This is a genomic window from Streptomyces sp. BK340 (assembly GCF_007827595.1).
Lineage (GTDB): Bacteria > Actinomycetota > Actinomycetes > Streptomycetales > Streptomycetaceae > Streptomyces.
Map to the genome: position 1 here is coordinate 54,441 of NZ_VISR01000017.1, position 22,732 is coordinate 77,172.

Below are 22,732 nucleotides of genomic sequence, written 5' to 3' on the forward strand. Positions count from 1 at the left end.
TTCAGGTGCTCCGCACAGCGCTCTCAGGTGCTCCGCACCTGGTAGGCCGTCACCCGCACCGACTCGTCGTCCAGACACTGCCCGGACTCCAGGTCGAAGCGCTGCTTGAGCAGCGGGGACGCCACGAACGGGCGGCCCCGGTGGGTGCCGGTCAGGCCGCGGGAGAGGACAGCCGCGCCGCCGAACGGGTCGCGGTTGTCGATGCCGTACAGCCGGCCGCCGCGGTCGCGGAACAGGGCGACCTGGCGGCCGTCCGGCAGCAGGGCGGCCACACCACGGCCGGGCAGCAGCCGGCTCAGGTCGCAGACCGTGAACCACGCGCCCTCCGGGGAATCCAGCCGGATCTGAACCTTCAGGTCGGTCGTCTCGGGTGCCAGGGTCATCGCTGGGCGCTTCCTTCCAGGGGGCGGTGGCCGATGGTCAGCAGCGGCAGGTCGGGCTTGATCTGGTCGCGCTCGGGCACGAAGCCGACGACCGGGTCGGGGGTGTCCGGCGCGTTGACGAAGGACACGAACCGGGCGAGCTTCTCGGGATCGCTGATGGTGGTCGCCCACTCGTCGGCGTAGTGGGCCACGTGGTCCGCCATCAGGGACTCCAGCTCCTCGCAGATGCCGAGGGAGTCCTCCACCACCACGTCGCGCACATGGTCCAGACCCCCGGGGATCCGCTCCAGCCAGGTCGAGGTGCGCTCCAGCCGGTCGGCGGTGCGGATGTAGAACATCAGGAACCGGTCGATCAGACGGACCAGCTCGGCGTCCGACAGGTCCTGGGCCAGCAGGTCCGCGTGGCGCGGGGTGGCGCCGCCGTTGCCGCCGACGTACAGGTTCCAGCCGTTGGAGGTGGCGATCACGCCGAAGTCCTTCGACTGGGCCTCCGCGCACTCGCGGGCGCAGCCGGAGACCGCCGACTTGAGCTTGTGCGGGGAGCGCAGGCCCCGGTAGCGCAGCTCCAGGTCGATCGCCATGCGGACCGAGTCCTGGACGCCGTAGCGGCACCAGGTCTGCCCGACACAGGACTTCACCGTGCGCAGCGCCTTGCCGTAGGCGTGGCCCGACTCGAAGCCGGCGTCCACCAGGCGGGTCCAGATCAGCGGGAGCTGCTCGACCCGGGCGCCGAACATGTCGATCCGCTGACCGCCGGTGATCTTCGTGTAGAGCCCGAAGTCGCGGGCGATCTCACCGATCACGATCAGGCCCTCGGGGGTGATCTCACCGCCGGGGATGCGCGGGACGACCGAGTACGAGCCGTTCTTCTGCAGGTTGGCGAGGAAGTGGTCGTTGCTGTCCTGCAGGGCCGCCTGCTCATCGTCCAGGACGTAGCCGCTCACGCCGATCGAGGGGGCGAGGGAGGCGATGACCGACCCCACCGCCGGCTTGCAGACCTCGCAGCCGTCGCCGCCCCGGGCGTCCTCGCGGCCGTAGCGGTCGAGGAGGTCCTGGTAGGTGCTGATGCGCAGGGCGAGGACGATCTCGTACAGCTCCTCGCGGGTCTGGGAGAAGCAGCCGCACAGACCCTTGTCGACCTCGACGCCGGAGGCCTCCAGTTCGGCGGTGACCAGCTGGCCGAGCACCTTGACGCAACTTCCGCAGCCCGTGCCGGCCTTGGTGCACTTCTTCACCTCGGGCACGGTCGTGCAGCTGTGGCCGGTGACCGCGCCACGGATCGTGCCCTTGGAGACGTTGTGGCAGGAACAGATGATGGCCTCGTCGGGCAGTGCGGACGGGCCGAGCTGGGCCCCCGAGCCCGCTCCGGCGGGCAGGACGAGCGACTCGGGGGAGACGGGCGGGACGGAGCCGGTCAGGGCGCGCAGGGTGCCGTAGGCGTCCGCGTCGCCGACCAGGATGCCGCCCAGCAGCGTGCCGTCCCGGCCGATGACCAGCTTCTTGTAGAGGCCTGCGCGGGAGTCGGAGTAGACGACGTCCAGGCAGTCCTCGGTGGTGCCGTGCGCGTCACCGAAGGAGGCCACGTCCACGCCGAGCAGCTTCAGCTTGGTGGACAGGTCGGCGCCGGTGAACGTCGGCTGATCGGTCTCGTCGGCGGCGATGGCGGCCGCCGCGGTCTCCGCCTGCTCGTAGCCGGGCGCGACCAGGCCGTACACCCGGCCGTCCGCGGCCAGCGCGCACTCGCCGATCGCGAACACGTGCGGGTCGGAGACGGTACGGCACTGCTCGTCGACCGTGATGCCGCCGCGCTCGCCCACGGTCAGGCCGCAGTCGCGGGCCAGCTGGTCACGGGGGCGGACACCGGCGCTGAACACCACCAGGTCGGTGGCCAGCTCCGAGCCGTCGGACAGCTTCATGCCGGTGACGGCGCCGGCCTCGTCGACCACGATCTCCTGGGTGCCCACGCCCGTGTGGACGGTCAGGCCCATGTCCTCGATGGTGCGCAGCAGAGCCGCGCCGCCGCCCTCGTCGACCTGCACCGGCATCAGGCGCGGTGCGAACTCCACGATGTGGGAGGTGAGTCCGAGACCCTTCAGCGCGCCGGCCGCCTCGAGCCCCAGCAGACCGCCGCCCACCACGGCACCCACCTGGGCCTTCGCCTTCGCGTACGCCTCGATCGCGAGCAGGTCCTCGATCGTGCGGTAGACGAAGCAGCCCTCGGCGTCCTTGCCCGGGACCGGCGGCACGAAGGGGTAGGAGCCGGTGGCGAGGACGAGGGTGTCGTACTCGAAGACCTGGCCGGACCTCGCCGTGACCTTCCGCGCCGCGCGGTCGATCGTCTCCGCCGGGTCGCCGACGTACAGCTCGATGCCGTGCGCCTCGATGAACTCCGTGTCGGTCATGGAGAGTTCCTCGGGTGTCCGGCCCGAGAAGTACGAGGTGAGGGCGACGCGGTCGTACGCGGGACGGGGTTCCTCGCACAGCACGACCACGCGGTGCGTGGCGGTCAGGCCGCGCTCGCCGAGTGCTTCGAGGAAGCGCTGGCCGACCATGCCGTGGCCGACGAGCACGATCGTGGGGGTGGCCCCCGGGGTGGCGGTCATTCAGGAGCCTCCATCGTTGGTGAGCAGGTGCAGCAGAGAGCCTTCGTCGGGGAGCGGCTCTGCTCCCTCCCAGGCGCGGGCGAGTGCGCCGACGGTGCCGAGTTCACCGACGAGCACCCCGCCGACCAGGCGGTCGTCGCGGACGACGACCTTGCGGTAGGTGCCCCGGGTGGCGTCGGCCAGCTGCACGACGTCGTCGCCGGGGCGGGGCTCGGTCTCGCCGAACGCGGCGAGGTCGAAGGGGGAGGCGCGGCCGGTGAGGGTCAGCCGGGTCAGCGCGCGGGTGCCGGTGTACCGGGCGTGCGGGGCGCCCGCGAGCAGTTCGGCGAGCAGCTCGGCCTGTTCGAGGGCCGGGGCGGCGAGGCCGTAGACCGTGCCGTCGTGTTCGGCGCAGTCGCCGATGGCGTGGATGTGCGGGTCGGCGGTGCGCAGCTCGTCGTCGACGAGGACGCCCCTGCGGACGGCGAGGCCCGCCTGCTCCGCCAGACCGGCGCGCGGCCGCACCCCGCAGGCGAGGACCACGAGGTCGGCGTCGAGGGCGTACCCGTCGGCCATCTCCACCGAGCGGACCGCGCCGCCGACGCAGCGCACGTCCCGCACCCGGCACTCGGTGTGCACCTCGACGCCCAGGTCCAGCAGGTGCCGCAGGACCAGCCGGGAGGCGTTCGGGTCGAGCTGGCGTTCCATCAGCCGCTCGGCCTGCTGGGCGAGCACCACCTGCGCGCCGCGCACGGCCAGCGCGCGGGCCGCGGAGACCCCGAGCAGCCCGCCGCCGATGACGACCGCCCGCACGCCCGGGCGTACCGCCTTGGACAGGCCCAGGCAGTCGTCCATCGTGCGGAACGCGTGCACGCCCTCCGGGAGCTGGTGGTCCGCCGTGAACAGGCCGCGCAGCGGCGGCAGCACGGGGTTGGAGCCGGTGGCCAGCACCAGCGTGTCGTATGCGATCGACGAGCCGTCGGCGCAGTGCAGCTGCCGCGCGGTGCGGTCGATGCCGGTGACCCGGGTGCGCACCAGGCCGCCGGGCGCCGGGAGGGAGATCACCTCCGGGGCGTACCGGCCGGCCAGCACCTCGGCGAGCAGCACCCGGTTGTACGGCCGGTGCTCCTCGTCGCCGACGAGCAGCGCGGGCGTGCCCAGCTCGCCGAGCCGCCGGGCGAGCCGTACGCCCGCGAGGCCGGCGCCGATCACCACCACATGCGTATTCGAGGTCATGCAAAGGAGCGTGCGGCCCCGACGTTACCCGGCCGCATCACTCCTGTTTCCCGTGAGGAACGCTGCCCTCAGCGGGGGCGGACCGGCGGTGTGAGGGTCCCGTGCGCGTACCTCGGAGCGCCGTGAGGGTCAGCGGCTGCCCGTCAGATGGGCGAAGACCACCACGTTGCCCTGGTAGCCGGTGGCCCGCGAATAGGCGCCGCCGCAGGTGATGACCCGCAGCTCGGGGCGCCTGGCCGCGCCGTACACCTTCTCGTCGGGGAAGTTGCGGGCCGCGTACACCTCCACCGCGTCCACGGTGAACACGGCAGTGCTGTTGTCCTCGCGGTCCACCTCGATGACGGCGCCCCGCTTCAGGCCGCCGAGGTTGTAGAAGACGGCGGGGCCCTCGGTGTTGTCGACGTGGCCCGCGACGATCGCGGTGCCCGTCTCGCCGGGCGTGGTGCCGGCCTCGTACCAGCCGGCGAGGTTCTTCTCCGCGGCGGGCGGTACGTCCAGACTTCCGGCGCTGGTGAGCGCGAGGCCCATGAGCGGGGCGCTCACCCTGATCGCGGGGATGCGGATCCGGGTGGGCGGGGACGGATCGAGCGCGGGCGCCGTGAGCCGTTCCTCGCCCGGGTCGGGGCGGCCCTCGGCGGCCGTCGGCTGCGGGGGCGCGTGCGTCGCGGATCCCGTGCCGAGCAGCCACACCGCCGCGCCGAGGGCCACGACGGTGACCGCGGTTATCGCGGTGTCCCCGATCCTTCGCATACGAAACCCTCTCCGGAGGCGAACCTCCCGCGAGGCGGGACCTGGGTGGAGTCCTGGAAGGGATCCCGTCAAAGGGACCCCCGTCCCCCTCCGGGCCACGAGGGGCATCGGACCCGGAGGGGGCGGGACTTGCGGTACCGGCGGACGGACAGCGGAGGGTGTCCGTCAGATCCCGTCGCCTCTCGCCCGGCGATGCAGGAGCCAGGTACCGCCCGCGGCGGCGACGGCCAGAGCCGCCACACCCGCCGTGGTATGCACGGGGTCGGTGCCGAGTGCGCCGCCGACCCCCGTCTTCACGCTTCCCCGCGGCTGCACCTGCTCGTGCGCCGCGCCCAATGCCACGACCAGGTCGCCCGTGACCTGCTTGGTGCCCTCCGCGCACTGCGCGACGATCTCGTACGTCCCCGGCTGCGCGCTCGGTGGCACCCGGAACTGTCCGATCGCCTCGCCCTCGTGCGTACTCGGCGCCAGCGGGAAGGTGCCGGCGCCGACCGCGCCCGCGTCACCGACCGCCGTGCCCCGGTCCCCGCAGGCCGCCGTGTTCACGGTGACCTGGCTGCCGGGCATGGTGGTGGACGGGTACACCTGCAGACTGCCGGTCTCGCCGTAGGCCGGTGCCGTGGCGAGTCCTGCCGCGGCGACGGCGAGCGCGGTACCGGTCAGCAGACGGGCGGTGCGTCGCATGGTGCTCCCCAGGGCTGGTCCGACTCGTTGATCCGACTCGTACAGGGGGCGCGGCCCCTGCCCTTCCGAGGAAAGTCGCACTCGGGCCCTGCCGCTTCCTGACGGTGCGTCAGAAATGCGATGAACGGGTGGCGCCCACGGCCCCCGCACGGGCTAGCCGGGACGAATTCCGGCAGGTCATGGAGGTGCGCGAGAACAAGTATGAAAAGAACACAAATGGCTCCGCGCTCGAGTGTGAACGGGTGACCGGGCGACCGGCGCACTGCGCCCCACGGATCGTCAGACCTGTCCAACCACCCCCGGGGCAGGGGTACCTGACTTGGCGGGACCAGGGGGTTTCGTTTGGATCAGGTCGGATCGGGCCGCGGCGTCCGGTGCGGTGCATCGCAAGGCGGAGGAGCACCCGCGTACTGGGCGTACTCGGGTGGTCCGACAACGCGGCGAGGTGTCGTGCCGGGCGTCGCGGACCCGGGCTGATCCAAACGAAACCCCCTAGCGCGGCAGGCGCTGGGCCAGTCCGTCGAGGACGACGTCCAGGCCGTAGTCGAACTTGGCCTCGCGCTGCCGTGCGGGGTCGGCGGTGGCGGCATCGGTGGAGGCGTAGGAGGCGGCGAGGTTGCTGTGCTCTGCCGCGGCCTGCTGGGCGGCGGGCAGCAGGCGGGCGACGAACTCGGCCTCGGTCTGCCCCGAGCGGGCGACCGTGGTGAGCCAGGCGGCCTCGGTGGTGCTCATGCCGATCACGTACGCGAGCAGTGCGCTGATCGCTCCCTCGGGGTCGGGGAAGCCGGTCTCGACGAACAGGGCGGCGAGCCGTTCGTTGAGGGCCATCAGGTTGGGGCCCAGATAGGCGAGTCCCGCCTGGCCCATGACCGTGGAGAGCCAGGGGTGTCGCAGGGCGGTGGCGCGGAAGGCGTGTGCGGTCTCGGCGGCGGCCGCCCGCCAGTCGGGGCTGTCGGCGGGCGGGACCCGGATCTCGGCGGCGACCTCGTCCACGGCCAGCTCCATCAGCTCGTCCTTGGTGGCCACGTGCCGGTACAGGGAGGTCGCGCCGGCGTTCAGCCGGGCGCCGAGCTTGCGCATGCTGAGCGCCTCGATGCCGTCGGCGTCCAGCACGGCGATGGCCTCGCGGACGATCGCGTCCCGGCTGAGGGAGGGCTGGTCGGGCTCGCGCCGCTGCCGGGCCCAGACGGAGGGGATCGGGTTCGGCTCGGTCCTTGCGGCCATCGGCGGACTCCTCTGTGTGCGTACGTCGTTCGCATCAAGCGTACAGAGTTCAAGGGTTGCGCACACTGTTCCGGCCTGCGTACAGTGTTCGCATCGAACGGAACAGTGTTCGCGACATCGGAACGCTGTACGCAGCACGGCGTACGGCGACACAAGGGGGAACTCCCATGGAAGCCCGCAACCCACGTCGCTGGTGGATCCTCGTCGTGCTCTGCCTGAGCACGCTGGTCCTGGTGGTCGACAGCATGGCGCTCACCGTCGCGGTGCCCGCGATGACCGAGGACCTCGGCGCGAGTGCCCAGGCCGTCCAGTGGATCCTCGACTCCTACGTCCTGGTCTTCGCCGGCCTGCTGCTCACCTCCGGCAGCCTCGGCGACCGCTTCGGCCGCCGGAAGGTGATGCTGATCGGCCTGCTGCTGTTCGGCGCCGCCTCACTGGCCGGCACGTTCGCCGCCGACCCCGGCCAGGTGATCGCGGTCCGCGTGGCGATGGGCGTCGGCGGGGCGCTGATCATGCCGTCCACCCTCTCCATCCTCATCACCGTCTTCGACGAGGAGGAGCGCGGCAGGGCGATGGCGGCGTGGGGTTCGGTGTCGATGCTCGGCCTGGTCGGCAGCCCGGTGCTGGGCGGTGTGCTGGTCGACCACTTCTCCTGGCACTCGATCTTCTTCCTCAACGTCCCCGTGGTCGCGCTGGCCGTCCTCGCCGGTGTGACCCTGATGCCGGAGTCGAAGGCCCCCTGGCAGAAGGCCGATCCGCTGGGCGCGGTGCTGTCCGCGGCCGGGATGACCGCGCTGGTCTGGTGGATCATCGAGATCCCGCAGCACGGTGCCTTCGGCGGCCGCTCACTGGTCAGCCTGTCGGTCGCGGCCGGCGCGCTCGCCGCCTTCGTGGTCTGGGAGAACGTCACCGAGTCCCCGATGGTCCCGCTGGTCCTCTTCAAGCACCGCAACTTCACCGGTGGTTCGCTCTCCCTGGCCCTGGTCCAGATCGGCAACGGCGGCCTGCTGCTGGTCCTCACCCAGTACCTGCAGTTCGTCCTCGGCTACTCGGCCATCAAGGCGGGCCTGGCCTTCCTGCCGCTGGCCGTGACCGCGATCGTCGGCAACACCGTGGGTGTGAAGGTGGCCGCGAAGATCGGCAACCGCTTGGTGATCCTGACCGGCATGCTGATCATGGTGGCCTGCTTCGCCCTGCTGACCACGGTCGACGCGGGCTCCGGCTTCACCGTCCCGGCGATCGCCCTCGGCCTCCTCGGCCTCGGTGCCGGTGCGGCCATGCCGGCCGCGGTCGGCGCCCTGATGGGCACCATCCCGGCGGACAAGGCAGGCGTCGGCTCGGCCCTCAACGACACCGTCCAGCAGGCCGGTACCGCCCTCGGTATCGCGATCCTCGGCTCGCTGCTCTCCAGCGGCTACACCGGCCGGATGCCCGCCGACGCCCCCGCCCAGGCCCGCCAGTCCATCGCCGGTGCCGTCGCCGCGGCCCACCCGGGCCTCCTCGGCACCGCCCGCGAGGCCTTCACCTCGTCGATGTCCACCACCTTCGCGCTCAGCGCCCTCGGGGTTCTGGCGGCGGCGGTCCTGGCCACGGTGGTGATGCGGGACGCCGAGCCGGAGCAGCCCGTCGAATCCCCTTCCCGGGAGCAGGAGTTGGCGGTCTGACCGGAGCGCACACCAGAAGGCCGGTGCCCGGACGGGCACCGGCCTCGTGGTGTTCCAGGGGCTCAGCTCACGTTGACCGCGCTCCAGGCCGCAGCCACCGCGTTGTACTCCGCACTCCCCGCGCCGTAGAGGTCCTTGGCCGCGCTGAGGGTGGCCGTGCGGGCGCCCTTGTAGTTCGTGGAGGACGTCATGTAGACCGTCAGCGCCCGGTACCAGATCTTGCCGACCTTGTCCCGGCCGATGCCGGTGACCGTCGAGCCGTTGTAGGTCGGCGAGTCGTAGCTGACCCCGTTGATGGTCTTCGCGCCGCTGCCCTCCGCGAGCAGGTACGCGAAGTGGTTGGCGACACCCGAGGAGTAGTGGACGTCGAGGTTCCCGACCGACGAGCTCCAGTAGTCGGCGGAGTTCCCGTCCTTGGACGGCTTGTCCATGAAGCGCAGGGCGGGCTTGCCGAAGCCGGACTTCACGATCTTCTCGCCGATGAGGTAGTCACCGGGGTCGGACGGGTTGTTGGCGTACCACTCGACCATCGTGCCGAGGATGTCGGAGGTGGCCTCGTTGAGTCCGCCGGACTCGCCCGAGTAGGTCAGCCCGGCCGTCTTCGAGGTCACGCCGTGGGACATCTCGTGCCCGGCCACGTCCAGCGCGACCAGCGGCCCGAAGGTGCTGCCGTCACCGTCGCCGTACGTCATGCAGAAGCAGCTGTCGTCCCAGAACGCGTTGTTGTAGTTGTTGCCGTAGTGGACGCGGTTGTACGAGCCCTTGCCGTCGCCCGCGATGCCGCTGCGGCCCTGGACGTTCTTGTAGTAGTCCCAGGTCTCGTTGGTGCCGTACTGGGCGTCGACGGCGGCCGAGGAGCGGTCGGAGTTGGCGCCCGTGCCCCAGTGGTTGTCGGCGTCCGTGAACAGGGTCGCGGGCGCCCGGCTGAAGCAGATGCCGAAGAAGCACAGGTCGGTCTTGTTCTCCGCGTCACCGGTGTAGGTGTTGCCGCGGGTCGGGTCCTTCAGCTGGTACGACGACCCGGACTGGGTCGTCTCCAGCGGCACGGTCCCGCCGTACAGCGACTTGCCGTCGCCGGTGGCCGTCTCGATGCTGTCCCAGGCGTCGATCTGGGCGCCGGTGCGGGCGTCGGTCAGCACGGTCCGGGCGACCGGGTTGCCGAGCGAGTCCTGGCCGACGGCGTTGGTGCGCCAGGCGAGCTTCGGCGCGCCGTGCAGCGCGTCGACGATCAGCTCGGGCCTGGCCTTCAGGTTCTTCAGCGCGTCACCGAGGTTGACGGCGCGCAGCGCGTTCACCGCGAGGTCGGCGGCCTTGGGGCCGGACACCTTGGGGACGATCGAGGACAGGGCGATCCGGCTCCGGGTCGCCCGGTCGGCGCTGCGGAAGGCGCCGCTCGGAGCGAGGTGGACCACGAAGTCGCCGCCGAGCACCGGGAGTCGGTGGTAGGTGCGCTCGTAGCGGACGTGCTGGGTGCCGTTCCGGTCGACGATCACGTCCCGGACGCTGGTGTCCTGGGCGGAGGTCAGGCCCAGGCTCGCGGCGTGCGCCACGAGGGCCGAGGCCGCGTTCGCGATGGCTCCGGCGCGCGTCGGCCGGACGTCGGCGTGGGCGGCGGGGGAGAGCGCGGCGGCCAGCAGGGTCGCGGTGGTGGCGGCGACGCCGGCGGTGGCGAGACGACGGGTTCCTCGGACGTGCAGACGTATCCGACTCATCTGTCTCCTTGGGGAGGCGCCTTCGAGGCGTGGGGGCGAGGCGTGGGGATGGCGCTGAGTTCGACTGAGATTTAAGAGGCCATGACATGTCATGTCCATAGCGGCGTCATGGAGATGTGTGCGGAGTCGAAGGGGGTACAGAATCGTTTCCGTGATCACCCCGGACCCGCGAGACGCGCTCCCCTTCTTCGTCTACGGCACCCTTCGCCCCGGCGAGCCCAACCACGACCTGTTCCTGCGCGGCCGCACGCACACGGAGGAACCGGCCCGCCTCCCGGACGCGGTGCTCTACGACGGCCCCGGCTACCCCTACGCCGTCGAGGCCCCCGGGGAAGCGGTCAGCGGCGACCTGGTCACCGCGCTCCCGGAGGCCTACGCCCGCTTGCTCGCGGAACTGGACCGGCTGGAGGAGTACGCCCCCGGCGACCCGCGCAACCTGTACGAGCGCGTCGCCCGCGACGTCGTACGCGCCGACGGCACGGCAGCCCGGGCCTGGGTCTACGTGGCCGCGCCGCGCATCGCCGCCCGGCTGCGGGCCCGGGGGCGGCTGATAGCGGGCGGGGACTGGCTCGCCCGCCGCTGACTCAGCCCAGCAGCCGCAGCCCCTCGGGCACGGCGATCCCGAACTCCTCCTCCACCACGCGCCGCGCCTGAGCCTCGTCGGCGAGCGTGCGCTCGGCCACCGTGCCGTCCGCCCGGGTCTCGACCAGCCGGTCGCCGTCGAGGGCGAGGTGCCGTTCGGGAGTCGTCCGCTGCAGATAGGGGCGGTGGGTGAAGGGGGAGCGCGGGTTGGTGCCGACGTGCCAGTTGAACACCTCGAAGTCGGGCGCGACGAACGGCTCCAGGGTGAACGCGTACTGGCTCACCCAGTCCCGCGCTTCCCGGTCGTACGTCTGCAGCGCCCACAGCTCAAGCGGCCCGCCGTGCGGCAGATGCACGAACCGGTGCCGGCGCCCCGCACCCTCGAACTCCTCGCCGACGGCCAGCGGCACCGGCGCCAGCAGCGCCCCGGCCGCCCCGAACCCGACGTCCGCCAGGTACGGCCGCGGCTCACCCGGCACCTCCACCCGCAGCGTCATGTGCGTACGCGGCCGGCTCTCGGGCTCCTCCGCACCGAGGACGACCCGGCCCGCCAGCCCGGTCACGCCGAAGCCGAGCGCTTCCAGGGCCAGCCTGAGCAAGGTGTTGTGCTCGTAGCAGTAGCCACCGCGCCGACCTCGGACGATCTTGGCCATCAGATCCCCCGGGGCGAGGGACGGAGCCCTGCCGGACAGCGGGTCCAGATTCTCGAAGGGCAGGGACAGCGCATGGGCCAGGTGCACGCCCCGCAGGGTCGGGAGATCGGCCCGCCTGCCCCCCTTCCATCCGATGCGCTCCAGGTAGGCGTCGAGGTCGAACTGCTCGGTGTCGGACATACCGCGAACCTACGCGAGCCCCACCCGCAGCCACCGCGTCCCGCGGACGGAACCGCACTACTCCGGTGGACCTAGGGCTCGCGTCACCCGGGCCTGACGGCCTCCACCCGCACCGCACACGTCTTGAACTCCGGCATCCGTGAAGTCGGGTCCAGGGCCGGGTTGGTGAGGGTGTTGGCGCGGCCCTCGCCCGGCCAGTGGAAGGGCATGAAGACGGTGTCCGGGCGGATGGCGGTGGTGATGCGGGCGGGTGCCACGGCCCGGCCGCGCCGGGAGACCACCGCCAGCGGATCGCCCTCGGCCGCCCCGAGCCGGGCCGCCAGACGCGGGTGCAGCTCCACGAACGGGCCGGGCGCGGCCGCGTTCAGCTCCGCGACCCGCCGCGTCTGCGCGCCGGACTGGTACTGCGACACCACCCGGCCGGTCGTCAGCAGCAGCGGATACTCCGCGTCCGGCTCCTCCGCACTCGCCCGGTGCGTCACGGGCACGAACCGCGCCCGGCCGTCCGCGGTGGCGAACCGGTCCAGGAAGAGACGCGGGGTTCCCGGATGCACGGAGGTCCCGGCGTCCTGGGCCGGATCGTCGGGGAGCGCGTCGAGCACCGCGTCCTCGCCGTCCTCGGCAGCCGCGTCCGGCACCGACGGACACGGCCAGAACACCCCGTTCTCCTCCGCCAGCCGCCGGTAGGTGATGCCCGAGTAGTCCGCAGGGCCGCCCGCGCTGGCCCGGCGCAGCTCCTCGAAGACCTCCTCGGGGTCGGTCGGGAAGCCCTTCTCCACGCCCAGCCGGACGGCCAGCTCGTGCAGGACGTGCAGGTCGCTGTGGACCTCCGGCGGCGGGGCGACCGCCTGCCGGCGCAGCAGCACCCTGCCCTCCAGGCTGGTCGTCGTGCCCGTCTCCTCGGCCCACTGGGTGACCGGCAGCACGACGTCCGCCAGCTCCGCGGTCTCCGACAGCACGACGTCCGCCACGGCGAGGAAGTCCAGCGACCGCAGCCGCTCCTCGACATGGGCCGCCCGCGGCGCCGACACCACCGGGTTGGACCCCATCAGCAGCAGGGTCCGGATGTCCGTGCCGAGCGCGTCCAGCAGCTCGTACGCGCTGCGCCCGGGCCCGGGCAGCGAGTCGGGGTCCACGCCCCACACCCCGGCCACGTGCCGCCGCGCCGCCGGGTCGTCCAGTTTGCGGTAGCCGGGCAACTGGTCCGCCTTCTGGCCGTGTTCCCGCCCGCCCTGCCCGTTGCCCTGCCCGGTCAGACAGCCGTACCCGGACAGCGGCCGGCCCGCGCGGCCGGTCGCCAGGCACAGGTTGATCCACGCGCCCACTGTGTCGGTCCCCTTGGCCTGCTGCTCCGGCCCGCGCGCCGTCAGCACCATCGCCGACTCCGGCTCGCAGAACAGCCGTACCGCCTCCCGCAGTTGTGGCACGGACACCCCCGTGATCCGCTCCACGTACTCCGGCCAGTGGGCCATCGCCGCCGCCCGGGCCTCCGCCCAGCCGGACGTGCGCTCCCGGATGTACGCCTCGTCCGTCCGGCCCTCCGCCACCACCAGATGCAACAGGCCGAGCGCCAGTGCCAGATCCGTGCCCGGACGGGGCGCCAGGTGCAGGTCCGCCTGCTCGGCGGTCCGCGTGCGCCGCGGGTCCACGACGATCAGCGTGCCGCCGTTGTCCCGCAGCTCGCTGAAGAAGCGCAGCGACGGCGGCATGGTCTCGGCGAGGTTGGAACCGACGAGGATCACGCACCCGGTCCTCGGGACGTCCTCCAGCGGGAACGGCAGCCCCCGGTCCAGACCGAACGCCTTCGTACCGGCGGCCGCCGCCGAGGACATGCAGAAGCGGCCGTTGTAGTCGATCTGCGAGGTGCCCAGCACCACCCGAGCGAACTTGCCGAGCGTGTACGCCTTCTCGTTCGTCAGCCCGCCCCCGCCGAACACCCCCAGCGCGTCGGGGCCGTACCGCTCCCGCACCGTCCCGAGCCGCTCCGCGATCAGGTCGAGCGCCGCCTCCCAGGAGGCGGGCACCAGCCGGCCGCCGGACCGCACCAGCGGCGAGGTCAGCCGCACCGCCGACGACAGCACCGCCGGAGCCGTACGCCCCTTGCCGCACAGCGCGCCCCGGTTCACCGGGAAGTCCGCGCGTTCGGTCACCTCGACGCCCCCCTGCGGCAGGGGCGTGATGTTCATCCCGCACTGCAGGGCGCAGTACGGGCAGTGGGTGGGCGTCGAGGTGGTCTCCATGCCGACCAGGGTGCTTCGGGCGTGTTACGTCCCGTGAGGCTCCCTGTTACACGGCCGGGAAGCCGGCCTCCCCGCGCCGGTGCGCGCACCGTGAGGCGGCCCTCAGCGCCCCGCGGCGAGCGCCCGCGCCACCCCGGACTCCTTCGGCCCGAGGAACGTCGGATCGGGACGGAACACCGCGTCCAGCGCCGCCTTGCCCGCCGCGAACACCTCGCGCGTGCCCCCGTAGTACCAGGTCGCATCGTGCTTGGCGGCGACCCCGATCCCGTACGAGTCCACCCCCGCGGCCTCGCACAGCGCCACCGCCCGCCGGATGTGGAACCCCTGGCTGATCAGCACCGCCCGGTCCACCCCGAAGATCTTCCTGGCCCGCACACAGGAGTCCCAGGTGTCGAACCCCGCGTAGTCGCTGACGATCCGGTCGCCCGGCACCCCGTGCTTCTCGAGGTAGGCGCGCATGGCGTCCGGCTCGTCGTAGTCCTTGCGGCTGTTGTCCCCGGTGACCAGCACGACCTTGATCCGGCCCGCCCGGTACAGCTTCGCCGCCGCGTCCAGCCGGTGCGCGAGATACGGCGACGGCTCCCCGTCCCACAGCCCGGCCCCGAACACCACGGCGACGTCGGTGCGCGGCACGTCCGCCGTCGTCCGCAGCCGGTCCGCCGTCGACACGTACAGCCAGGTGGCCGGCAGCAGCGCCAGCACACACACGGCCATCACGGCCTGCACCAGCCGCCGCTGCCCCCGGCGCGTGCGCGGCAGCCGCGGTCGACGGATCTTCATGAAGTCTCCCGGTGATCGGTCCCCAAGGGATCGGTTCCGACCTTGGAGGACGCACGGGGCACGGATCCGGTTCGCCTCACATCGAGCATCCGTGCGAAGTGAACGCACGGAAAATACCCGTGACGGCCCGGCAACGGCGGCGCAACCTCCCGGGGCCAGGATCCTTCCATGACGGCGTCGAACCCTCCCCGCGACGAGCCCCGCATCCACCTCGACAGCACGGCGCACATCATGAACAGCATCAGCAGCCAGCTCGCCGGCCGGCTCCGGCTCGTCCCGCCGATCGGCCGTCGCCGCCCGGCCCAGCCCGCCCTGGTCCTGGTCGCCCACGGCAGCCGCGACCCGCGCGCGCTCGACACCGTACGGGCCCTGACGGACCGGGTACGCGGACTGCGCCCCGCCCTTCCCGTCCACCTGGGCCACATCGAGCTGAACGAGCCCCTGCTCCCCGACACCCTCGCCGCCCTCGGCGACACCCCCGCCGTCCTCGTCCCGCTGCTCCTCGGCCGCGGCTACCACGTCAAGCAGGACATCCCCGAGATGGCCGCCGCCGCACCCGCCCGCACCCGCGTGGCCGCCCCCCTCGGCCCCCACCTGCTCCTGGCCGACGCCCTGCACACCCGTCTGACCGAGGCCGGCTGGCCCGCCACCATGGACGCCGCCATGCGCCGCTCGACCGCGGTGGTCCTCGCGGCGGCGGGCTCCCGCGACCCCGACTCGGCCACCGACACCCGCCGCACGGCCCGCCTCCTCGCCGACCGCCTCGGCGTCCCGGTGGTCCCCGCGTACGCCTCGGCGGCGACGCCCACGATCGGGACGGCCCTGCACGCCCTGGCCGCGAGGGGCCGCCACAGAGTGGCGATCGCCTCCTGCTTCACGGCCCCCGGCCGCTTCGCGGCCCAGTGCGCGGCCCAGGCCCCCTGGCTGGCCTCCGCCCCGCTCGGAGCCCAGGAGCCGATGGCCCGGCTGATCCTGCACCGCTACGACCGGAGCCTCACGGCATGGTCGGCGGAAGCTGCCTAGGTCCTGTCGTCAAATTCCCGTCGTCGCCCGAAGGGCGGCCTCGCGGCGTCTGGTGCGTGCTCTCGGCGTGCCGGGCGGAAGTCCTCGTACTGGACGTACTTGGGCTTTCGCCCGGTGCGGCGAGAGTGCGTGCCAGGCGTCGTGGGGCAGACGGGAATTTGACGACAGGGCCTAGGGGAGGGGGTTGAGGCGAGCCCTGAGCAGGCAGAACTCATTGCCCTCGGGGTCGGCCAGAACGTGCCAGGACTCCTCGCCGGTCTGGCCGATGTCGGCCGGACGCGCCCCGAGCTTCAGCAGGCGTTCGAGCTCGGCGTCCTGATCGCGGTCGGTGGCGTTGACGTCGATGTGCAGCCGGGACTTCCCCTGCTCCGGCTCGTCCCTGCGGCTGAGGAAGATCGTCGGCTGCGGGCCGCCGAATCCTTCGCGCGGCCCGATCTCGATGCTGCCGTCCTCTTCGCGGCCGAGCACCACGAAGTCCAGGACCTCACACCAGAACCGCGCCAGCACCTCGGGGTCGCGGCAACCGAGCACGAGCTCACCGATACGACATGCCATGGACGAAACCTGCTCTCAGCGTGGTGACTGCCGGGGCGGCCGCGCACGGAGCCCCCGGGCTCCCCGCAGTGGGAACGCGCTCGAGACCGTACTCGGCGAGGTGATCAGGCGCGAAGGGTTTTGGGGCCGGACGAGCCCCGGGGGCGCGGGGAACCGCGCGACCGGCCACCACGCAGCCGCACCCGCGGCACAACCCGACTCGGCCGACGAGCAGCCACCCGGCACCCCCCATTTGTCACTGCCGACCCTTACTGTCGAATCATGGAAGGCACCGCACCCCTCGACAGCTACGACCCGACGTCCGTCGAACGCTGGGCCCCCGAACCCGACAAACGCCCAGGCCGCACCGCCTTCCAGCGCGACCGCGCCCGCATCCTCCACTCCGCGGCCCTGCGCCGCCTCGCGGGCAAGACCCAGGTGGTCACCCCGGGGACCCGCACCCAGGCATGGGACGCCAGCCCCCGCACCCGCCTCACCCACTCCCTCGAGTGCGCCCAGGTGGGCCGCGAGCTGGGCGCGGCCCTCGGCTGCGACCCCGACCTGGTGGAGGCGGCCTGCCTCTCGCACGACCTGGGCCACCCGCCCTTCGGCCACAACGGCGAGGTCGCGCTGAACGAATTCGCCGACGACTGCGGCGGTTTCGAGGGCAACGCCCAGTCCCTGAGGCTCCTCACCCGCATCGAGCCCAAGCGCTTCACCCCCGAAGGCTCCGTCGGCCTCAACCTCACCCGCGCCGCCCTGGACGCCGCCACCAAGTACCCCTGGCAGCGCGGCGACCGCCCCACCGACCCGGCGTCCCCCAAGTTCGGCGTGTACGAGGACGACCGCCCGGTCTTCGACTGGGTCCGCAAGACCGCCCCCGGCACCCGCACCTGCTTCGAGGCCCAGGTCATGGACTGGTCGGACGACGTGGCCTACTCCGTGCACGACGTCGAGGACGGACTGCACGCGGGCCACATCGACCCCAACTGCCTGCACGCGGAGCCCGAGCGGCAGGCGGTGTTCGAGGTGGCCGTCGGCCGCTACGTCCCCGCGGACACCGACCCGGCGGAGCTGGCCGCCGCCCTCGACCGCCTCCAGGACGCGGAGTGGTGGCCGCACGGCTACGACGGCACCGCGGTCGCCCAGGCCCGCCTCAAGGACGCCACCAGCCAGCTCATCGGCCGGTTCTGCCTGGCCGCCGAGACCGCCACCCGCGCCGCGTACGGCACCGGCCGGCTCACCCGCTACGGCGCAGAACTCGTCGTACCCCGCGAGACCCGCATGGAGTGCGCGGTGCTGAAGGCGGTCGCCGACCGGTACGTCATGCAGCGCGCCGAGCAGGAGCGGCTCCGTGCCGACCAGCGGGTGGTCGTCGCCGAGCTGGCCGAGGCACTCACCGCCCGCGCGCCGGACGGTCTGGAGCCCCAGTTCCGGGCGCTGTTCGAGGAGGCACCCGACGACCACGCGCGCAAGCGGGTGATCGTCGACCAGATCGCCTCCCTCACCGACGCCTCCGCACGCTCGCTGCACGCCAGACTGACGGGGCATATGTGAGAGGAACGTGACCCGGGGTGGCCTGATCGGGGCACTCCCTCTTCCCGCAGCACGCCGCGTGCGGGACGCTCGCATGTGGCGGCACCCTTACGAGGAGGCATCAAGTGGTCGACGCGGATCAGACATTCGTCATCGTCGGAGGCGGTCTCGCCGGCGCGAAGGCGGCCGAGACGCTCCGGGCGGAGGGCTTCAGCGGCCGGGTGATACTGATCTGCGACGAGCGTGACCACCCGTACGAGCGACCGCCCCTGTCCAAGGGCTTCCTGCTCGGCAAGGAGGAGCGCGACAGCGTTTTCGTGCACGAGCCGGCCTGGTACGCGCAGAACGACGTCGAGCTGCACCTCGGCCAGACCGTCGACCGGATCGACCGTGTCGCGAAGACCGTCCGCTTCGGCGACGACGGCACCCTCGTCCACTACGACAAGCTCCTGCTCGCCACCGGCGCGGAGCCCCGCCGCCTCGACATCCCCGGCACCGGCCTCGTGGGCGTCCACCATCTGCGCCGCCTCGCCCACGCCGAGCGGCTCAAGGGCGTCCTCCAGCGCCTCGGCCGGGACAACGGGCACCTCGTGATCGCGGGCGCCGGCTGGATCGGCCTGGAGGTCGCGGCCGCGGCCCGCGAGTACGGCGCCGAGGTCACCGTCATCGAACCGCACCCGACCCCACTGCACAGCGTGCTCGGCCCGGAGCTGGGCAACGTCTTCGCCGAGCTGCACCGCGAGCACGGCGTCCGCTTCCGCTTCGGCGTCCGGCTCACCGAGATCGTCGGCCAGGACGGCATGGTCCTCGCGGTGCGCACCGACGACGGCGAGGAGCACCCGGCGCACGCCGTCCTCGCGGCGATCGGCGCGGCGCCGCGGGCCGCGCTCGCGGAGTCGGCGGGGCTGGAGATCGCCGACCGGGCGCACGGCGGCGGTGTCGTCGTGGACGAGCGGCTGTGCACCTCCGACCCGGACATCCACGCGGCCGGGGACGTCGCCGCGTTCCCGCTGGCGCTCTTCGGCACCCGGATCCGGGTCGAGCACTGGGCCAACGCCCTCAACGGCGGCCCTGCCGCCGCCCGCGCCATGCTCGGCAGCGACCTCGTCTACGACCGGCTCCCCTACTTCTTCACCGACCAGTACGACCTCGGGATGGAGTACAGCGGCTGGGCGCCGCCGGGCTCCTACGACCAGGTCATCATCCGGGGCGATGCGGGCAAGCGGGAGTTCATCGCGTTCTGGATCAAGGAGGGGCGCGTCCTGGCCGGGATGAACGTGAACGTGTGGGATGTCACAGAGCAGATCCAGAACCTGATCCGCTCCCAGGCCCAGGTGAACACGGAGTCGCTGGCGGACCCGCACATTCCGCTCGAAAGCCTCGTCTCATGAGTGTCGGTCCGCCCCCGTAGAATCACCTCGTGGCAGGACGGATCAACGACGAGGACGTGAAGGCGGTACGGGACGCGGTCCCGATCGACGCCGTGGTCTCCGAGTACCTCCAGCTGCGCAACGCCGGTGGCGGCAACCTCAAGGGGCTGTGCCCCTTCCACGACGAGAAGTCGCCGTCCTTCCAGGTCAGCCCGAGCAAGGGACTCTTCCACTGCTTCGGCTGTCAGGAGGGCGGCGACACCCTCACCTTCGTCATGAAGGTGGACCACCTCTCCTTCTCGGAGGCGGTCGAGCGCCTGGCCGCCCAGGCCGGCATCACGCTGCGCTACGAGGAGGGCGGGTACAACCCCGCCCACCAGCGCGGCGAGCGCATCCGCCTGGTCGAGGCACACAAGATCGCCGCCCAGTGGTACGCCGAGCAGCTCGCCACCAGCCCCGAGGCCGAGACCGGCCGGATCTTCCTCGCCGAGCGCGGCTTCGACCAGGCCGCCGCCGTCCACTTCGGCGTCGGCTACAGCCCCCAGGGCTGGGACCACCTCACCCGCTACCTGCGCGGCAAGGGCTTCACGGACAAGGAGCTGGTCCTGTCCGGGCTGTCGCAGGAGGGCCGCCGCGGTCCCATCGACCGGTTCCGGGGCCGCCTGATGTGGCCCATCCGGGACATCGGCGGCGAGGTCGTCGGCTTCGGCGCCCGCAAGCTGTACGAGGCGGACAACGGCCCGAAGTACCTGAACACGCCCGATACGGCGATCTACAAGAAGTCCCAGGTCCTGTACGGCATCGACCTCGCCAAGCAGAACATCGCCAAGGCCAGCCGGGCCGTCGTCGTCGAGGGCTACACGGATGTCATGGCCTGCCATCTGGCCGGTGTGACGACGGCCATCGCCACCTGCGGTACGGCCTTCGGCGGCGACCACATCAAGATCCTCCGCCGGCTCCTCATGGACAACGGCTCGGCCCGGGTGATCTTCACCTTCGACGGCGACGCGGCCGGCCAGAAGGCGGCCCTGCGTGCTTTCGAGGACGATCAGAAGTTCGCCGCCGAGACCTACATCGCGATCGCGCCCGACGGCATGGACCCCTGCGAGCTGCGCCTGGCCAAGGGTGACGAGGCGGTCGCCGACCTGGCCGAACCCCGCACCCCGCTCTTCGAGTTCGCGCTGCGCCAGATCGTCAGCCGCTACGACCTCGACACCCCGGCCGGCCGCGCGGCCGCCCTGGACGAGGCCGCGCCGATCGTGGCCCGCATCAAGAACAGCGGCGCCCAGCACGAGGTGGCCGTCGAACTCGCCGGCATGCTCGGCATCCTCGACACCCAGTTCGTGGTCAAGCGCGTGGCACAGCTGGCCCGCTGGGCCCGCGAGCGCGGCGGCAAGGGACCGGTCCCCTCGTCTTTGAAGCCGTACGAGACCGCCCCCCGGCCCGCTTCCGGGGGCCCCGCGCTCCAGCTCCGCAATCCCGTCTTCGCCACCGAGCGTGAACTTCTCAAGCTCGCCCTGCAGCGCCCGGAACTGGTCTCCCCGGCCTTCGACGCGTATGGCGTCGACGAGTTCACCGCCGCCCCGTACGCTGCCGTGCGCCAGGCCATCCTGGACGCGGGTGGCGCCGAGTACGGCATGCAGGACGCGCAGGAGTACCTGATGCGGGTCCGCGAGGCGGCTCCTGAGGACACGGTCCGCGCCATGGTCACCGAACTGGCCGTGGAAGCGATCATGCGCAGGGCGGTCGACGAGAACTACGCCGGTGAGCAGCTCGTGACCGTACGCCGCCGTGCCGTGGAGCGCCGTGTCCAGGAGATCCAGATCACCGTCAGACGGCTGGAGGCGGGGGGCGACCCGGCCCAGCTGGCCGCGGCACGGAACGAACTGTGGGTCCTGCAGCAGTACGACCAAGCCCTAAAGACGCGGGGCCCCGCCGCCCTCTGAGGTGTCCTCGAACGCCGGTGCCACCGCCCGCACCAGCCGCTCCGCGAACTCCTGCCCCCGCTCGGCGAACTGCGGGTACTCGGTGACGAAGTGCTGCCACTCCGCGTGCCCGGCGGCCTGTACGACCTCTGCCAGGGGGATCGGCCGCTCCAGCGAGGGGTTCGGCCACTCGCCCGACTCCCGGACCACCTCCTGCAGCAGCTCGTGGGAGAGCGGATGGCGCTCGGCGAGGAGGACCGCGTCGTACAAGTCCTTGCCCTGCGGGTGGATGTCTGTGATCAGCCACATGAGCTTCCAGGCGAGAGACAGCCCGGGCGTCGCGGCGAGCAGGGTCGCGCCGCCCGGCAGCTCCACGGGCTCGGGCGCCTGCGGCAGCCGTTCGTTGAAGACGAAGTCGAGCTGGACGTGCCCGCCGGGCAGCCCGGGTGCCGACCAGGGCAGGACCACACGGCGGCCGGGCACCCTCTCGTAGGTCCAGATGTCCTCCACGACGGCCTTCCGCGCCGAGAAGCGAACGGCGCCTTCCCGGGCCTCGGCTGCCTCCGCGATGCCGTCGAGCATGCGGGCGGTGCGCTCCTCGTCGATCCGCCAGGCGGCCGGTACGACGACGAAGTCCAGGTCACCGGGGTCTCGGGCGGACTGCCCGAACCACATCGACATCAGCATGCTGCCGCGCAGCACCAGCGCCTCGGCCCACTCGGATTCCGAGATCGAGGCCAGCACGAGATGCAGCGCCTGCCGACGGGCCGTACGCCATGCCTCGCCGCGCGCCGGGTCGGTGAAAACGGGGTCGGTGGCCCGGTAGGCGTTCTGGTACTGCTTCAGGGCCGGCTCGAAGACAGGCCGCTGTGTCACTCCGCCGCCGGGCACCCAGGTCAGCGTCCGGGGCAGATCCTTCGCCTGTCGCGTCGCCTCGTCCAGCGGCTCGTGCGGGATCTCCTCACTGCGATATCCGAACTCCCGCCATGTTCCGCTCATCCGCGCACCCCCTGGGACACCGGCTCCTCGAGCCACCCCTCGTCCACCGACTCGTCACTGTCGTGGAGCACGAACTCCCGCTCCACGGACAGCACGTCGAACCCGTCCAGCTCCGCCAGCAGCCGCTCCAGCGCCCGCCCCGCGGCCTCGTCCGCCACGCCCCGGCAGCGCTGCGTCACGAACCGCTCGTGCCGTCCGCCCCGCTGCACCCGCCGGGCGTTCCACGACAGGTGCGCGCCGTGCGGGACGACCCGTGCGGTCAGTGCGCCGAGGTCGGTGTCCGCGTCCAGCAGCAGCTTCACGTGGTGCTCGAAATACTGTCCGGCGGACCACCCGTCCCCACACGGCCCGGCCGGCACCTCCGGCGCCCACGGCACCGACTCGATCTTCACCCGGACCGGCACGAAACCGTCCGCCCGCAGCGCCGCCACGGTCCGCTCCGCCCGCGCCGACTCCTCGGCGTACGACGTCGATCCGGCGAGGGTGAGCATCGGCTGCTGCCGCATCCGGCCGCGGGCCAGCACGATGTGCGTCAGCTTCAGCCCCGCGGCAGCCGCCCAGACGCTCAGCCGCTCCGCCTCGGCGGGGGCCGCGCAGTCGACGGTCACATGGGTTTCGTACAGGAGTCCGGACACCGGGAGATCGTCGCAGACCGGCCGGGGTGCGGCACCCGGG

Annotated in this window: 19 protein-coding genes; 6 read left to right on the forward strand and 13 right to left on the reverse strand. The window is 72.3% G+C overall.

Annotated features, from left to right (window positions below; genetic code table 11):
- Nucleotides 1–23: 23 nt before the first annotated feature.
- From nirD to FB157_RS27045, 6 genes are all read right to left on the reverse strand, one after another.
- Nucleotides 24–383 carry a nitrite reductase small subunit NirD gene (gene nirD, locus FB157_RS27020; RefSeq protein ID WP_145883259.1) on the reverse strand — a complete coding sequence of 120 codons (360 nt, stop codon included), beginning with the start codon at nt 381–383 and terminating at the stop codon, nt 24–26.
- The gene (nirB, locus tag FB157_RS27025; protein WP_145883260.1) at nt 380–2,986 is read right to left on the reverse strand and encodes a nitrite reductase large subunit NirB; all 2,607 of its coding nucleotides are present in this window, start codon (nt 2,984–2,986) and stop codon (nt 380–382) included. The genes nirD and nirB overlap by 4 nt, the downstream gene beginning before the upstream one ends.
- Nucleotides 2,987–4,201 (reverse strand): NAD(P)/FAD-dependent oxidoreductase, encoded by a 1,215-nt coding sequence (locus FB157_RS27030; RefSeq protein ID WP_145883261.1) that lies wholly within the window; start codon nt 4,199–4,201, stop codon nt 2,987–2,989.
- A gap of 129 nt (nt 4,202–4,330) precedes the next feature.
- Entirely contained in the window at nt 4,331–4,951 is a 621-nt protein-coding gene (locus FB157_RS27035; RefSeq protein ID WP_145883262.1) for a class F sortase, read from the reverse strand.
- A gap of 165 nt (nt 4,952–5,116) precedes the next feature.
- The gene (locus tag FB157_RS27040) at nt 5,117–5,635 is read right to left on the reverse strand and encodes a hypothetical protein (protein WP_145883263.1); all 519 of its coding nucleotides are present in this window, start codon (nt 5,633–5,635) and stop codon (nt 5,117–5,119) included.
- 492 nt (nt 5,636–6,127) lie between these two features.
- Nucleotides 6,128–6,859 (reverse strand): TetR/AcrR family transcriptional regulator C-terminal domain-containing protein, encoded by a 732-nt coding sequence (locus tag FB157_RS27045; protein WP_145883264.1) that lies wholly within the window; start codon nt 6,857–6,859, stop codon nt 6,128–6,130.
- Between the two features lie 167 nt (nt 6,860–7,026).
- On the opposite strand from FB157_RS27045, the gene FB157_RS27050 reads away from it, so the two are divergent.
- Nucleotides 7,027–8,523 (forward strand): MFS transporter, encoded by a 1,497-nt coding sequence (locus FB157_RS27050; RefSeq protein WP_145883265.1) that lies wholly within the window; start codon nt 7,027–7,029, stop codon nt 8,521–8,523.
- Nucleotides 8,524–8,585: 62 nt separating this feature from the next.
- Here FB157_RS27050 and FB157_RS27055 read toward each other — a convergent pair whose 3' ends face one another.
- On the reverse strand, nt 8,586–10,235 hold the full coding sequence (locus FB157_RS27055) for a M4 family metallopeptidase (RefSeq protein WP_145883266.1): 1,650 nt from the start codon (nt 10,233–10,235) through the stop codon (nt 8,586–8,588).
- Between the two features lie 151 nt (nt 10,236–10,386).
- Here FB157_RS27055 and FB157_RS27060 point away from each other — a divergent pair, with 151 nt between their 5' ends.
- Entirely contained in the window at nt 10,387–10,818 is a 432-nt protein-coding gene (locus FB157_RS27060; protein WP_145883267.1) for a gamma-glutamylcyclotransferase family protein, read from the forward strand.
- 1 nt (nt 10,819) lies between these two features.
- Here FB157_RS27060 and FB157_RS27065 read toward each other — a convergent pair whose 3' ends face one another.
- The 3 genes from FB157_RS27065 to FB157_RS27075 form a co-directional block, all read right to left on the reverse strand.
- Entirely contained in the window at nt 10,820–11,650 is an 831-nt protein-coding gene (locus tag FB157_RS27065) for an arylamine N-acetyltransferase (RefSeq protein WP_145883268.1), read from the reverse strand.
- Nucleotides 11,651–11,733: 83 nt separating this feature from the next.
- The gene (locus tag FB157_RS27070) at nt 11,734–13,890 is read right to left on the reverse strand and encodes a molybdopterin oxidoreductase family protein (protein WP_145883269.1); all 2,157 of its coding nucleotides are present in this window, start codon (nt 13,888–13,890) and stop codon (nt 11,734–11,736) included.
- Between the two features lie 102 nt (nt 13,891–13,992).
- Entirely contained in the window at nt 13,993–14,670 is a 678-nt protein-coding gene (locus tag FB157_RS27075) for a vancomycin high temperature exclusion protein (protein ID WP_145883270.1), read from the reverse strand.
- A gap of 168 nt (nt 14,671–14,838) precedes the next feature.
- Here FB157_RS27075 and FB157_RS27080 point away from each other — a divergent pair, with 168 nt between their 5' ends.
- The gene (locus FB157_RS27080; RefSeq protein WP_145883271.1) at nt 14,839–15,693 is read left to right on the forward strand and encodes a sirohydrochlorin chelatase; all 855 of its coding nucleotides are present in this window, start codon (nt 14,839–14,841) and stop codon (nt 15,691–15,693) included.
- Nucleotides 15,694–15,864: 171 nt separating this feature from the next.
- Here the strand turns inward: FB157_RS27080 and FB157_RS27090 are convergent, their stop codons facing one another.
- Complete coding sequence (locus tag FB157_RS27090) at nt 15,865–16,248, reverse strand: VOC family protein (protein ID WP_145883272.1); 384 nt, start codon at nt 16,246–16,248, stop codon at nt 15,865–15,867.
- Nucleotides 16,249–16,509: 261 nt separating this feature from the next.
- Between FB157_RS27090 and FB157_RS27095 the strand changes: the two genes are divergently transcribed.
- The 3 genes from FB157_RS27095 to dnaG all read left to right on the forward strand — a co-directional run bounded on the left by FB157_RS27095 (nt 16,510) and on the right by dnaG (nt 21,079).
- Nucleotides 16,510–17,784, forward strand: coding sequence for a deoxyguanosinetriphosphate triphosphohydrolase (locus tag FB157_RS27095; RefSeq protein WP_145883273.1), 1,275 nt, complete (start codon nt 16,510–16,512; stop codon nt 17,782–17,784).
- Between the two features lie 104 nt (nt 17,785–17,888).
- Nucleotides 17,889–19,154 carry an NAD(P)/FAD-dependent oxidoreductase gene (locus FB157_RS27100; RefSeq protein WP_145883274.1) on the forward strand — a complete coding sequence of 422 codons (1,266 nt, stop codon included), beginning with the start codon at nt 17,889–17,891 and terminating at the stop codon, nt 19,152–19,154.
- 29 nt (nt 19,155–19,183) lie between these two features.
- The gene (gene dnaG, locus FB157_RS27105; protein WP_145883275.1) at nt 19,184–21,079 is read left to right on the forward strand and encodes a DNA primase; all 1,896 of its coding nucleotides are present in this window, start codon (nt 19,184–19,186) and stop codon (nt 21,077–21,079) included.
- Here dnaG and FB157_RS27110 read toward each other — a convergent pair.
- The gene (locus FB157_RS27110; protein ID WP_145883276.1) at nt 21,050–22,057 is read right to left on the reverse strand and encodes a nucleotidyl transferase AbiEii/AbiGii toxin family protein; all 1,008 of its coding nucleotides are present in this window, start codon (nt 22,055–22,057) and stop codon (nt 21,050–21,052) included. The two genes, dnaG and FB157_RS27110, sit on opposite strands and share 30 nt — an antisense overlap.
- A complete protein-coding gene (locus FB157_RS27115; protein ID WP_145883277.1) occupies nt 22,054–22,692 on the reverse strand; it encodes a hypothetical protein in 639 nt (212 codons plus the stop codon). The genes FB157_RS27110 and FB157_RS27115 overlap by 4 nt, the downstream gene beginning before the upstream one ends.
- Nucleotides 22,693–22,732: the final 40 nt, after the last annotated feature.

Bases quoted from the DNA above. Each gene is read 5' to 3' on its own strand.
- FB157_RS27110 (WP_145883276.1), bottom strand. From the start codon at position 22,057: ATGAGCGGAACATGGCGGGAGTTCGGATATCGCAGTGAGGAGATCCCG.
- FB157_RS27095 (WP_145883273.1), top strand. From the start codon at position 16,510: ATGGAAGGCACCGCACCCCTCGACAGCTACGACCCGACGTCCGTCGAA.
- FB157_RS27065 (WP_145883268.1), bottom strand. From the start codon at position 11,650: ATGTCCGACACCGAGCAGTTCGACCTCGACGCCTACCTGGAGCGCATC.
- FB157_RS27090 (WP_145883272.1), bottom strand. From the start codon at position 16,248: ATGGCATGTCGTATCGGTGAGCTCGTGCTCGGTTGCCGCGACCCCGAG.
- nirB (WP_145883260.1), bottom strand. From the start codon at position 2,986: ATGACCGCCACCCCGGGGGCCACCCCCACGATCGTGCTCGTCGGCCAC.
- FB157_RS27075 (WP_145883270.1), bottom strand. From the start codon at position 14,670: ATGAAGATCCGTCGACCGCGGCTGCCGCGCACGCGCCGGGGGCAGCGG.
- nirD (WP_145883259.1), bottom strand. From the start codon at position 383: ATGACCCTGGCACCCGAGACGACCGACCTGAAGGTTCAGATCCGGCTG.
- FB157_RS27080 (WP_145883271.1), top strand. From the start codon at position 14,839: ATGACGGCGTCGAACCCTCCCCGCGACGAGCCCCGCATCCACCTCGAC.
- FB157_RS27070 (WP_145883269.1), bottom strand. From the start codon at position 13,890: ATGGAGACCACCTCGACGCCCACCCACTGCCCGTACTGCGCCCTGCAG.
- FB157_RS27030 (WP_145883261.1), bottom strand. From the start codon at position 4,201: ATGACCTCGAATACGCATGTGGTGGTGATCGGCGCCGGCCTCGCGGGC.
- FB157_RS27035 (WP_145883262.1), bottom strand. From the start codon at position 4,951: ATGCGAAGGATCGGGGACACCGCGATAACCGCGGTCACCGTCGTGGCC.
- FB157_RS27050 (WP_145883265.1), top strand. From the start codon at position 7,027: ATGGAAGCCCGCAACCCACGTCGCTGGTGGATCCTCGTCGTGCTCTGC.
- FB157_RS27040 (WP_145883263.1), bottom strand. From the start codon at position 5,635: ATGCGACGCACCGCCCGTCTGCTGACCGGTACCGCGCTCGCCGTCGCC.
- FB157_RS27045 (WP_145883264.1), bottom strand. From the start codon at position 6,859: ATGGCCGCAAGGACCGAGCCGAACCCGATCCCCTCCGTCTGGGCCCGG.
- FB157_RS27055 (WP_145883266.1), bottom strand. From the start codon at position 10,235: ATGAGTCGGATACGTCTGCACGTCCGAGGAACCCGTCGTCTCGCCACC.